Below are 10,511 nucleotides of genomic sequence, written 5' to 3'. Positions count from 1 at the left end.
CGGCGGTGGGGGCGGCCGATCAAAGCACCCTGCCGCCCGCAGTTTCTCCATGGTCAGGTCGTAGTCGGCCATCCGGTCCTGGATCCAGCGGATCGCCGCCGCCCGCTCAATTTTTGCTGTCATCGTTTTCGTTGTCGTTGCGGTCGCTGCTGTCGCGGCCATCTTCCGGGTGCGAGCCGGTCGGCGCCCCGTGCTCGTCGGCCGGCTTTTCGTTTGGTGCTTCGCTATCGGTCGATGCCGGGCCGCCGGATTTGTGCCGCCGTTCCCGCTCGCGCGGCAGGCGCAGTTCTGCCAGCAGCTGGCGCGCCAGCACGGCTTCCGCCTCGGCGCGCTCGGCCCGGCGCTGTGCTGAGTTCCGTCTGCACCGCGTCCCGCTCGCCGGCGGCCTGGCGCTGCGCCACCTCGGCGGCCGCGAGCCGCTCGTTGAGCCGCTCCGTGAGCGCCGCCGCCTGGGCTTCGAGTCGGGCCCGGCCTCGGCCTGCGCGACTGCGGAGTCGCGGGCCTCCTGGCGTGCCGCTGCCAGTTCGCCGCGCAACTCTTCGGTGGCGCGCTCGCTCTTCTGGCGCGCGGTGCGCTCCGCATCCAGTCCGCGTAGTGCCCGCCGCTCGCTGGCGTCGGCCCGTTCCTGGGCAATGGTCACCTGCTCGCGGGCGCGTTCCAACTCGGTCGAGAATTGGGTACGCAGCTCCGTCAGCTGGCGGCCCGCCGCCTTCAGTTCTGCCCGCCCCGCTTCCAGCCGGGTCTGGGTGGCGGCGTGCGCCTGCCGCTCGGCGGCGAGGTCCGCCTGGTTTTCTTCGATGGATTGCCGCGCCTCGGCGCGCAGCGTGGCGAGTTCGGCGGTGGCGGCCTCGTTGGCCGCCAGCCAGATGGTCTGGACCGCCCCGGCCGCGATGTCCTTCAACGAATCCGGCAGATCGGGGTGGTCGATGGTGACGCGGGTGCGCCCGCGCAGCTCCTGCCAGAACTGCTGGAGCACCTCGGCGGGCGTGCCCATGCTGCCCTTGCGCACCAGGCTGTAGAGCTTGTTGGCGGTGGGCGTGACGCCATAGCGGAAGAACAGCAGGCCGCAGACCTCGCGATACAGCGCGCGGGTCTCGGAGAAGCGCCCGCGCAGTTCAGCCAGGTCGGCCTGCAGCGCGGCGCCGGTCAGAGCTCCCGATCAACCCCCTGGAAAGCTTGGCGGCCCCGCTGCCCAGCCCGCTCGAACGCCTGCAGCTGCCGCCGGCGCTCTCCGGCGCCGCCGGCAGCAAGAAGCTCGGCCGCGGCCACCGCGACTGGCGCCCCTTTGCCGGGCCCCTGTCGCCGGCCAGCGTGCGGCACGCGCTGGTCATTCTGAATGCCCTCTTCGCCTGGCTGACCGAAGCCGGCTATCTGGCCGGCAATCCGCTCGCGCTGGCGCGCCGCCGGCGCGCGCCGAACCGGCCGCGCATCACGCGCTACCTCAGTCACGACTTGTGGGACGCGGTCAAAGAGACCGTCGCGGCGATGCCGGTCGCGACCGAGCGTGAACGCCTGCACCCGGCGCGCTGCCGCTGGGTGCTGACGGTGCTCTACCTGGGCGGGTTGCGGGCCGCCGAGGTGACGGGCACCCCCATGGGGGACGTTCTTCTGCCGGCGCGATGCCTAGGGCGTCGAGCGCTGGTGGCTGGAGGTGACCGGCAAGGGCAACAAGACCCGGCTGGTGCCTGCCACCGACGAACTGGTCGCCGAACTCGCGCGCTACCGCCGCGCCCGGGCATTCGTCGATCTCGACAACGAGCGGCTACCTGCATAGCGAGGAGGATGCGCGGCACGAGGCCACGCAGGCGTGGCCTCGGATTGGGTGGACTCCCAAGAGTTAACGCCTTCCAGCTATGGGCTGGCGCCGAACCCGCAGCCTGGGGAGACACGCCCCTTGCTGCTGCCGGTCATTGGCCAGGAGAACCGAGAAAAGGGCCTGTCACGCGGGGCGTTGCACCTGATCCTGAAGAAAGTGTTCGGCATGGCGGCCGCGCGCCTGCGTGCGCGCGGGCCCGAATGGGAAGCCCAGGCCGCGGTGCTGGCCAGTGCCTCGGCCCACTGGCTGCGCCATACCGCTGGTTCGCACATGACCGACGAGCAGGTGGGCCTGCGTTACGTGCGGGACAACTTTCGGCTGGATGCCGTTGGCCGCCAGCTGGGCGAGGTGTTCGCGCAACCAGGCGGGCCCGGCCGGAACGATCATCTCCTCGTAGGCGTCGTAGACCGCCTTGCGCTCGAAAGAGGTTCCTGCGCAGTCCTCTGGGGTCATGATCTCCACCGTGTTCATCTGGCCGGTGTTGACCGCCACGGTGACCTGCTCGGGCGTCGGCTTCAGGCGCGCCAGCATGTGACGCGTCTCGTCGCTCAGCCACTCGGCGGGCGCGCCTTCCTCGACCGGTGCGAACGAGATCGAGCCGCCGACCTGGATGATCATGTCGGGCACCGCCTGCTTCAGGCGCGATAGCAGCTCGTTGAAGCGGTCAAGGTTCTTGCATGCAGCCCGAACCATCGTCCTCGCGGGCATGGAAATGGAGCACGGTGGCGCCGGCGTTGTAGCAGTCCACCGCCTTTTGCACCTGCTCCTCGATCGTGACCGGGATGTCAGACGGAAAGTCGCCCGGCTCCCATTGCGGGCCGTACGGAGCAGCGGTGATGACAAGTTTTTCCTGGTTTTCGGGCAGCAGGGCCCCGTCGAGGAAATGCATGGTGTTCTCCTTTGTAGGCTGCGGAGTCTGCGAAGGCAGACCGTGTCCGCGCTTGCAGATATGATGCGGCTCGCCGCCTCGGCAGAATTGATCCGTTGTCGCGTAGAATTGATAAGTAGTAACAGGCCAAAACTTTCGAAAATGCCCACCGACCAGAGGCCCCACCTCATCCGAAGCGCCAGCCACGAACACGGCCAGGAGCTTCGCGGGCTCGCTCTTGCTCGCATTGCGGCTCACAGGATGGCGTGAGCCAGGTTCCTCGGCACCCAGCTCCCGATACCCCGAGGTTCTTACTCACCAGTCCGTAAATACAGCGACGAAAATTGGAACCTCGTGACGACCGTTTAGTCTCATTCAACATGCAACGAGATGGCCGTACACTCGATCGCGCGACGCAAGAGGAGTTCCGCCGGCTTGCCTTGCGCCGGGTTCACGAAGGCGAGAAACCATCGGTGGTGGTGAAGTCGCTGGGCATGAACCGAACGTCAATCTACCGTTGGCTCAAGGCGGCCTCGGGCTCGGGCAAAGGCCCGCGGGCGCTGGCATCGCGTCCAGCGACAGGCCGGCCACGCAAGCTCACGCGAGCGCAACAGGCGCAGGTCTTTCGGTGGATCAATGGGCAGGATCCTCGGCAGTACGGTCTGGACTTCGGGCTGTGGACACGACAGATTGTGGCCACGCTGCCCGCAAAAGCCATTGCAGCGGGCGTACCAACGAGATCCGCAGGCCGTCGAGCGCTGGCAGCGTGAATCATTTCCGGGCATTGCGGTTGCGGCCAAGCAAAGCGGTGCGGACATCTACTTCTGGGACGAATCAGGATTTCGAGCCGACGCGGTGCATGGCAAGACCTGGGCGGTCAAAGGCGAGACACCGGTGATTGAGCGCCCCGGGCAGCGCCAATCGATTTCCGCCGCGTCCGCGGTGAACGCCAAAGGTGCCTTCTGGTTTGCGACCTACAAAGGGGCCTTGAGCGCGGAGCTATTCATCGAATTGCTCAAGAAGATGATGAAGGGCCGCAACCGCCCAGTGCATCTGATGGTTGACGGACTGCCAGCACACAAGAAGGCCAATGTGCGCGAGTACATCGAATCGACCAAGGGAAAGCTCACGATGCATGTGCTGCCGGGTTACGCGCCCGACCCGAATCCCGACGAGTTCGTGTGGGGTCATCTCAAGCGAACTGGTGTGGCGCGCAATCCGTTGCGAGCGGGCGAGAAACTGGAAATCCGCGTTGAGCAGCACCTGCACGACGTGAAGAAGAACCGCCGGCTTGTGCGCTCATTCTTCGACGCCCCATCTGTCGCCTATATTTCGGACCGCTGAGTAGAAGGCACCCATCAAGCGGTCGATCGCCGTCACGAGGACGCCGCTTTCAGCACGCAACGATCCGACTCGCTCGCCCATCGCTTGCTTGGGAACTGCTGCTATGAAAGGCGGATAGAACACGCAACGAATCCCCTGGAACTCGAAAGGCGGGATCAGGGGTGGTAGCCGAGGCCCCGGGATGCGAATTGGCCCTGATCAGAGGCACAACGACAGTTGTGCTCAAGCCGGCGAGAAATTCGCTCTGAACGTCAACGAGGAAAGGCGCGGGCCTGTGTCGTCCTTGTCGATTTTGTCGACACCGGCCACGCGGCATTACTGTGGATGTGGAACAAGCGCCAACGAGGCTACAGGGCCATGGGATATCGGATGGCGGGAGGTGCGTAAACAGTTACCGCTTCCACGCCACGGCGCCACGCGACGCGACTAGCTAAGCATTCTGGTCCCACGCCACATCCTCGCCGATCTTGGCCGCATGGGCCGCTGCCTGTTCGAGCCAAGGCGCATGCGCCTTGGGAACGACCAGCATCGTCAAACCCAGTCCGTCCAAAACGCGCAGGGCATGCTCGAGATTGACCCCCTTGCCGTTCTCGAGCTTGGACAGCATGCCGATGGAGACACCGGAATGCCTGGCCGCCTGGTCAATAGGCATTCCTTTCCCTGCCCGGCTTGCTCGAATCCGGTCGCCCAGTTGGTGAATGGTGCGAATCGTCGCGCGCGACGGTGGAGTCGGATCAGGTAGTGACCGTGGCATGGGGGGCGTTTGTGCAGAAGGAAAGCCAGCGAGGAGGCGGTTTTCCATGTTGTTTCATAAACGTGAAATTATACTCTCACAATGGCGGCCGGGATGCCGGCAAAGATCCGCGCCTGCTAATAAGCACTTCGCAGAGGCCCGTAGCGGAGGGATGGCCATGGCCAAGTCACCCGGGGCACCGAAAAGGATCGCCAAGGAGATCACCCTGCGGCAGTTTCGCTACTTCGCCGCGGCCGGCTTCGGCGTGCTGACCGATATGGTGTACCGGCCGTGGTCGCTGGAGGGCAAGCAGATCGAGGCCAGGACCATCGCCGCGGCGGTGCCGGACATGGAGGTCGGCATGCTGTGGCAGGCCGGCCTCAAGCTCGACAAGCCGGCCGACGCGCTGCGCGAGTTCCTGATCCACGCTTGCGGAAGTCGAGCACGCTGTTCCAGGCCTGCGGGTGCCCGGCGGGCGGTCGCCTTCACGAACACGTGCTTGACGCAGGCCAACTCCGGGATGTCGGCTTTCGCCGCCGGTAGCTGCGCAGCTGATCGGTGACAATCTTGCGCGGCGCCGGGCAAGAGCACAGCACGCGCAGGAAGAAACGTTTAGCGGCAGCCTTGTCGCGCCGCTTCTGCAGCAGGATGTCGAGTTCGGCGCCATGTTCGTCGACCGCTCGCCATAGGACGTAGGGCTCACCGCGCAGCTTCACGAACATCTCGTCCAGATGCCAAGTGCTGCCTGGCTTGCGCCGTGCGACCTTGGCGCGATGCGCGAAGCCGGCGCCGAACTTTTCGCACCAACGGCGAATGGTTTCGTAGGTCACGACGACACCGCCCTCGAACAGCAACTCCTCGATGTCGCGCAGACTCAGGTTGAAGCGAAAATACCAGCGCACCGCGCAGCTGATGATCGCCGCCGGAAACCGGTGGCCATGAAGAGCGATTTCTTCTTCATCGCCTCATCTTACCCGACCGCTTCGCCAACTTGACAACGCCATTAATCGGTCTCAGTACACAATAGACCCCTTTCCTGACGGATTTGCCCCCCGCTTTTGGCTCACTCCCAGTACCTCATCAACACGAACGTCCACTTCAGCCTTGATGGGCAGGGTGTCGGCTTTATGGTTTTGAGTCTTTTTGCAAGAGCTTCTCGTGCAACTCGACGGTCAGCGTTTCGACACGCACAGTTAATTTTTGGGTAAGTTCGGTCAGTTCCGTATTCCGCTGCAGCAACTCCAGCAGTTGTGCCGCGTTCTGCGCGGCAATTGCCTGCCGCTGCTCGTTAGCGACAGCAAGGGCCTCCCTGTGTTGCGCGTCAGCCTCGGCGTGTGCGTTGTCGCGCTGCCTGTCGCGTCTGAGCAAGCAAAATGAGCGGCGCGGCATAGGCCGCTTGGAGACTGAATGCCAGATTAAGGAGAATGAATGGGTAAACGTCGAACCTGGTGAAACCGAGGGCGTTCACCCCAATCCAGATGGCGACGATTACCGTCTGTGCCCCTACAAAAACGGGCGTCCCAAAAAAACGCGCGAAGGCTTCGGCCTTGAGCGCGAACCTGTCGTTGCCGAACGCCGGGACAAGATGCGCGTGAGGCCGGTGGAAGCGAAAGTGATCAACGTTCGGAATGTCGAACGGAGCGGCATGGAAGCCGGAGTTCGGTGTTTTCATACATTCCCCAAGTAAGTAATCGTTCGAGACCAGTCCACAGCGGCGTCTGCGGCACTATACCGAGGAAGAGACACTCAATGAACAACGGAAGCCTATCGTCAGCCCATTCCTCACCGAGGCAACGCGGCGTGGGAACGAACAGAGTGTACGAAACACCCCCAGACGATTTCACCAATCCGTTGCATCCACCAGTTGAATCCACAGCGGTCAGCGGTCATTCACGTACCCCAAACGGGCACTCCAACTTGAAGGCTGGCTGCAACGAGGTAGTAAAAATCGCCGCGTTGAAGTACGCAAGAGAGTGGCTCTGGCGGCGGACTCTGCGGGCGCGCGAGCAGCGCCGCCCCTTGTAGCGTTTACGCCCATCAGGGGCCAGGGGGGCACGAGTTGGCAGCAGACGGTTCGCCCAGGCTCAACGGCCCAGGCTTGCGCATCCATGTAGCGCTCAGCCCCGACTGGTACAGCGCAGCCGCGCTTGCAGATCATCCATTTCTTCCAGCAGGTCGGCCACCAGAGCAGCCAGTTCCGGTATGGCGTCAAAGTCACGCTCCAACTGACGCATGCGCCGCGCCCGTCGAAGGCTGGCGCTGGAAAACCGCCAGACGCCAGCGACGCTTACCGCATTGGGAAATAGGCCCTCATTTACATGCTGCATGAGCCACTCTGACTCTACCTTGCAGGCTGCCGCCACTTGCTCCAGAGTCAGCCAAGCTTCATCCAACAGGCAGCCGATCAGAACGTCATCATCAGACATGGGTCAGGCTCTCCTATCCGGGCGCGGATTAAAAATCATTTCCCGCGCCATGGTTTCATAGAACTCCCGCGCTTTGGGGGTGTTTGCCGGCGGCAACACGACCTGGATGTCCAGCAGCAGATCGCCCGGTGGATTAGCGGGAATGCCCTTGCCGCGCACACGTAGCTCGCTGCCGCTCTGGGCGCCAGAGGGAATGCGCACCTTCAGTTCGCCCCCAGGTAAATTGATCGGCACCACCGCCCCCAGCGCCGCCTCCCATGGCGCCACCGGCAGGGTGAGGTGTAGATTGCGCCCCTTCACTTTCAGTCGGTCGTGCGGATTGAAATGCACCTCCAGAAAAAGATCCCCCGCCGGCGCGCCGCCCATCCCCGGCGCCCCCTGCCCGGCCAGACGGATGAGCTGACCTTCGCGCACGCCTTTGGGAATTTTCACACTGAGGGTCCGGCTCCTCAACTGCACCACGCCTTGGGCCATGCTTGGCAAGCGCAGCGAAAGTTGGCGGGTGGCGCCGGTAAAGGCGTCTTCCAGGTCCAGCAGCACCTTGGCGTGGTGATCCACACCGCGTGACTGGAAGCTGCCACCGTGTGCATGGGAGCCGCGGTGTCTGCCCCCCACATGGCCAAACAGCTCGGCGAAGAAGTCGCTGAAATCGGCCTCTTCCTGGGGCGAGAAACCCCGACTGGAAAATTCGAAGCCGGTGTCCCAGTCCGGCGGCGGACGGAACTCCTGGCCGGGCTGATAGCCTCGCCCCAATTGATCGTACGCGGCGCGCTTGTCCGGGTCGGAGAGCACGGCGTAGGCCTCGTTGAGCTGCCTCATGCGCAGTTCGGCATCGGACTCCTTGGAAACGTCCGGATGGAACTTGCGCGCGAGCTTGCGGAACGCCTTCTTGATGTCCTCCGCCGTGGCATCGCGTGCCACCCTCAACGTCTTGTAGTAGTCATGGAACTCCATGCGTGTTCCCCTTTTCCGGTCTCGAGGGCTGCCCTTCTACTCGGAAGAATGATGTCGAATACCAGTCAAATCAAGACCTTGAAATCCGCAGGCGAAGCCGTACCATTGCAACCGGGGGCGTCCGAATATGGCGCCCACGCGAAAGCGAATGGAGGCAAACATGATGTATCGATCGTTGTTTCCCCGTGACATATTCTCAGAGCTGGAACGCCTACAGCGCGAGTGGCAGCAGCCATTCGAGCTGTCTCCCAGCATTCGCGGTCGGGTCAGTTTTCCGGCCATGAATGTAGGCGGCACACCCCACTCGGTGGAAATCTACGCCTTTGCCCCTGGCGTCGATCCGGCCAGCATCGACGTGCAGCTGGTGCAGAGCGTGCTGACCATTGTCGGCGAACGCAAGCCCGATCTTCCCGACAAGGACGAGCAAACCTCCGTGCATATCGATGAGCGCTTCGCCGGCCGCTTCCGCCGTGTGGTGAGCCTACCAAGCGACGTGAATCCCAAGGCGGTGGAGGCCAGGTACCGCGACGGCGTGCTGCACATCAGCATCCAGCGCCTCGAGGCCGCGCAGCCGCGCCAAATCAGCATCCAGTGAGTGAGGAGGATCTGGCCATGAGCGAAAATACTGCTGTCACCAAGCAAGCCGAAACTGCCAGCCCTGAAACAGCCCTGATGCCGCCGGTGAATGTGTACGAGGACGCCGCAGGCATTACCCTATACGCCGATCTGCCGGGTGTGCCCAAGGACAAGCTGGCCGTGCAGGTGCAAGGCGGTATCCTGACCATCAAGGGCGAAGTCGTCCTCGATCTGCCGGAGGGCATGGAAGCCAGTTACACGGAGGTTTCCCTGCCCCGTTACCGGCGCGTGTTCACGCTATCCAAGGAACTAGATGCCGAAAAGGTTGTCGCCGAGTTCAACCACGGCGTGCTCAAGCTACGCATCCCGAAAGCCGAACTCACACAACCGAGCCGCATTGAGGTCAAGGTGGCGTGATGTAAGCCGAGCGGGCAGTGGGCTCACCCAATACTGCCCACACGTAGGAGGGCTGAAATGAAACTGGAATCGTTGAAAGAGAGTTCCGGTATTCGCCCCTTTGAACAGCGAGGGGCCAACAGCATTTCAGGAAAGATCTCGAAGCCGGCATCTTCGATAAGTCGGGATGAGATCCTGCGTGCTATTGGGGCGGCGGGTGAAAGATGACTACCTGCCCGATTGGACGCCTGGAAACAGGCATATCCGGACGATGCGCATGTATCTGGAGGAACAGATTCTCCTGCGAGATCCCTGTGGTCGGGTTCAAACGGTTGCTGCCGGTAGTGCCATTCAGATGGCTTCTTTGTTGCGGTGAAGGACGGCGTAGCCGGGATAAGAATCCACCCTTCTGCGTCACTCTGCTGCAAAGCGGCGGACGAACCATTGTTTCATGCCTTCCACCGCCAACAGATAGAAGAGCAGCATGGCAGCGAGGATGAGAAAGAAGAATGCCGGCGGCGCGACGAAGCCGAGATGCACGCCAGCCGGGGTGAACGGCAGCAGCACGGCCACCGCTACCACCGCCAGTGAACAGGCGATGAGCCACGGATTCGGGTAGCTCCTGAAAGGATTCCTGCGGGTGCGGATGATGAAGATAACCAGCACCTGCGTGGCCATGGACTCAATGAACCAGCCGGTATGGAAGAGCCTCTCGCCGGCATGAAAGACCGTCAGCATAATGTATCGCGGTGTACGCCGAAGGCCGCGGCTTGCGCCTCGATCGCCGCGGCAATCGCCTCGAGGGAGCGGCCATCGCGCAGCATGGACCATACCATCCGCGATCCCACCGACGCTGGATCGCCTCGATGCGGAAGTGCGTGGGATAACGCCGGTGCAGAACCAGCGCCAGGGCCAGTCCGATCCGGCCCGGCCGACCCGGTCTCGACGAACGCTGGATCGTTACGCCGGCGCACAGCGTGCCGCGATGCGGCCCCTCGGCTGGCACGAAGCGCGTCGGCCGGAAGATGGCGCCGGTGTCCAACGCGTTCAGCTCGCGCGCAAGCGCCTGAGCGTCAATCCAGGGCGCACCGACCACGCGGAACGGCATGGCCGTGCCGCGGCCGACACTGACCTCCGCGCCTTCCACCAGCCCCACGTCCGCATACAGCGACAGGGCCTCAGCGTCCCGCAGGTTGGGCGATATTGGCACCCAGCCGAGCCCGGTGTCGCCATACCGCATCGCCCGTCGATATTGCGCCATCGGCACCACGACCAAGTCAGCGCCGATACCTAGCCGATCATTGAACAGCCGCGCCCGCTCGCCCACCGTCATGCCGTGCACGAGCGGAAGCGGATAGTAGCCGGTAAAGGCATCCCCTTATACGGAAGTAGGACCGT

At 63.4% G+C, this 10,511-nt stretch carries 10 protein-coding genes and 8 pseudogenes; 6 read left to right on the top strand and 12 right to left on the bottom strand.

Annotated features, from left to right (window positions below; translation table 11 throughout):
• Both CF68_RS38625 and CF68_RS24045 read right to left on the bottom strand, forming a co-directional pair.
• Nucleotides 1-123, bottom strand: a pseudogene (locus tag CF68_RS38625) (DNA-binding protein); the annotation flags it as partial.
• Nucleotides 107-1,123 (bottom strand): annotated as a pseudogene (locus CF68_RS24045) (DNA-binding protein). The pseudogenes CF68_RS38625 and CF68_RS24045, both read right to left, overlap by 17 nt.
• Before the next feature lie 65 nt (nucleotides 1,124-1,188).
• Here CF68_RS24045 and CF68_RS36445 point away from each other — a divergent pair.
• A pseudogene (locus tag CF68_RS36445) lies at nucleotides 1,189-1,732 on the top strand (integrase); the annotation flags it as partial.
• A gap of 120 nt (nucleotides 1,733-1,852) precedes the next feature.
• Nucleotides 1,853-2,131, top strand: a pseudogene (locus tag CF68_RS38620) (integrase); the annotation flags it as partial.
• On the opposite strand, the pseudogene CF68_RS37210 reads toward CF68_RS38620, so the two are convergent.
• A pseudogene (locus tag CF68_RS37210) lies at nucleotides 2,132-2,705 on the bottom strand (3-keto-5-aminohexanoate cleavage protein); the annotation flags it as partial.
• Nucleotides 2,706-3,064: 359 nt separating this feature from the next.
• Here CF68_RS37210 and CF68_RS24030 point away from each other — a divergent pair.
• Nucleotides 3,065-4,028 (top strand): annotated as a pseudogene (locus CF68_RS24030) (IS630 family transposase).
• A gap of 49 nt (nucleotides 4,029-4,077) precedes the next feature.
• Here the strand turns inward: CF68_RS24030 and CF68_RS39205 are convergent.
• The 7 genes and pseudogenes from CF68_RS39205 to CF68_RS24005 form a co-directional block, all read right to left on the bottom strand.
• Complete coding sequence (locus tag CF68_RS39205; RefSeq protein ID WP_084187406.1) at nucleotides 4,078-4,344, bottom strand: CcdB family protein; 267 nt, start codon at nucleotides 4,342-4,344, stop codon at nucleotides 4,078-4,080.
• A gap of 114 nt (nucleotides 4,345-4,458) precedes the next feature.
• The gene (locus CF68_RS24025) at nucleotides 4,459-4,830 is read right to left on the bottom strand and encodes a helix-turn-helix domain-containing protein (protein WP_235205870.1); all 372 of its coding nucleotides are present in this window, start codon (nucleotides 4,828-4,830) and stop codon (nucleotides 4,459-4,461) included.
• 402 nt (nucleotides 4,831-5,232) lie between these two features.
• Nucleotides 5,233-5,722, bottom strand: a pseudogene (locus tag CF68_RS36430) (IS6 family transposase); the annotation flags it as partial.
• Nucleotides 5,723-5,886: 164 nt separating this feature from the next.
• Nucleotides 5,887-6,129: a hypothetical protein gene (locus CF68_RS38610; RefSeq protein ID WP_235205872.1), complete on the bottom strand. Its 243-nt coding sequence runs from the start codon at nucleotides 6,127-6,129 to the stop codon at nucleotides 5,887-5,889.
• Nucleotides 6,083-6,433 (bottom strand): DUF1003 domain-containing protein, encoded by a 351-nt coding sequence (locus CF68_RS38605; RefSeq protein WP_235205869.1) that lies wholly within the window; start codon nucleotides 6,431-6,433, stop codon nucleotides 6,083-6,085. The genes CF68_RS38610 and CF68_RS38605 overlap by 47 nt, the downstream gene beginning before the upstream one ends.
• Before the next feature lie 445 nt (nucleotides 6,434-6,878).
• Complete coding sequence (locus CF68_RS24010) at nucleotides 6,879-7,187, bottom strand: chaperone modulator CbpM (protein WP_035823653.1); 309 nt, start codon at nucleotides 7,185-7,187, stop codon at nucleotides 6,879-6,881.
• A gap of 3 nt (nucleotides 7,188-7,190) precedes the next feature.
• Nucleotides 7,191-8,141 (bottom strand): DnaJ C-terminal domain-containing protein, encoded by a 951-nt coding sequence (locus CF68_RS24005; protein ID WP_035823651.1) that lies wholly within the window; start codon nucleotides 8,139-8,141, stop codon nucleotides 7,191-7,193.
• Nucleotides 8,142-8,301: 160 nt separating this feature from the next.
• On the opposite strand from CF68_RS24005, the gene CF68_RS24000 reads away from it, so the two are divergent.
• From CF68_RS24000 to CF68_RS37515, 3 genes are read left to right on the top strand one after another with little or no spacing between them, the layout of a single operon-like run.
• The gene (locus CF68_RS24000) at nucleotides 8,302-8,736 is read left to right on the top strand and encodes an Hsp20/alpha crystallin family protein (RefSeq protein ID WP_013958692.1); all 435 of its coding nucleotides are present in this window, start codon (nucleotides 8,302-8,304) and stop codon (nucleotides 8,734-8,736) included.
• 17 nt (nucleotides 8,737-8,753) lie between these two features.
• A complete protein-coding gene (locus tag CF68_RS23995; RefSeq protein ID WP_035823648.1) occupies nucleotides 8,754-9,134 on the top strand; it encodes an Hsp20/alpha crystallin family protein in 381 nt (126 codons plus the stop codon).
• Between the two features lie 57 nt (nucleotides 9,135-9,191).
• A complete protein-coding gene (locus CF68_RS37515) occupies nucleotides 9,192-9,341 on the top strand; it encodes a hypothetical protein (protein ID WP_161786872.1) in 150 nt (49 codons plus the stop codon).
• Nucleotides 9,342-9,527: 186 nt separating this feature from the next.
• Here the strand turns inward: CF68_RS37515 and CF68_RS38600 are convergent, their stop codons facing one another.
• Complete coding sequence (locus tag CF68_RS38600) at nucleotides 9,528-9,791, bottom strand: cation transporting ATPase C-terminal domain-containing protein (protein WP_235205871.1); 264 nt, start codon at nucleotides 9,789-9,791, stop codon at nucleotides 9,528-9,530.
• A 53-nt stretch (nucleotides 9,792-9,844) separates the two neighbouring features.
• Nucleotides 9,845-10,485, bottom strand: a pseudogene (locus CF68_RS36425) (exo-beta-N-acetylmuramidase NamZ domain-containing protein); the annotation flags it as partial.
• Nucleotides 10,486-10,511: the final 26 nt, after the last annotated feature.

This window comes from Cupriavidus sp. SK-4 (assembly GCF_000611125.1).
In the GTDB taxonomy this organism is placed as follows: Bacteria; Pseudomonadota; Gammaproteobacteria; order Burkholderiales; family Burkholderiaceae; genus Cupriavidus; species Cupriavidus necator.
This window is presented reverse-complemented; position numbering and strand designations above follow the sequence as displayed.

What these genes read in the sequence shown, in the direction of transcription:
- CF68_RS39205 (WP_084187406.1), bottom strand. Translation starts at nt 4,344, where the DNA reads ATGCCGCGTGGCCGGTGTCGACAAAATCGACAAGGACGACACAGGCCC.
- CF68_RS38600 (WP_235205871.1), bottom strand. Translation starts at nt 9,791, where the DNA reads ATGGCCACGCAGGTGCTGGTTATCTTCATCATCCGCACCCGCAGGAAT.
- CF68_RS24025 (WP_235205870.1), bottom strand. Translation starts at nt 4,830, where the DNA reads ATGGAAAACCGCCTCCTCGCTGGCTTTCCTTCTGCACAAACGCCCCCC.
- CF68_RS24000 (WP_013958692.1), top strand. Translation starts at nt 8,302, where the DNA reads ATGATGTATCGATCGTTGTTTCCCCGTGACATATTCTCAGAGCTGGAA.
- CF68_RS23995 (WP_035823648.1), top strand. Translation starts at nt 8,754, where the DNA reads ATGAGCGAAAATACTGCTGTCACCAAGCAAGCCGAAACTGCCAGCCCT.
- CF68_RS24010 (WP_035823653.1), bottom strand. Translation starts at nt 7,187, where the DNA reads ATGTCTGATGATGACGTTCTGATCGGCTGCCTGTTGGATGAAGCTTGG.
- CF68_RS38605 (WP_235205869.1), bottom strand. Translation starts at nt 6,433, where the DNA reads ATGAAAACACCGAACTCCGGCTTCCATGCCGCTCCGTTCGACATTCCG.
- CF68_RS37515 (WP_161786872.1), top strand. Translation starts at nt 9,192, where the DNA reads ATGAAACTGGAATCGTTGAAAGAGAGTTCCGGTATTCGCCCCTTTGAA.
- CF68_RS24005 (WP_035823651.1), bottom strand. Translation starts at nt 8,141, where the DNA reads ATGGAGTTCCATGACTACTACAAGACGTTGAGGGTGGCACGCGATGCC.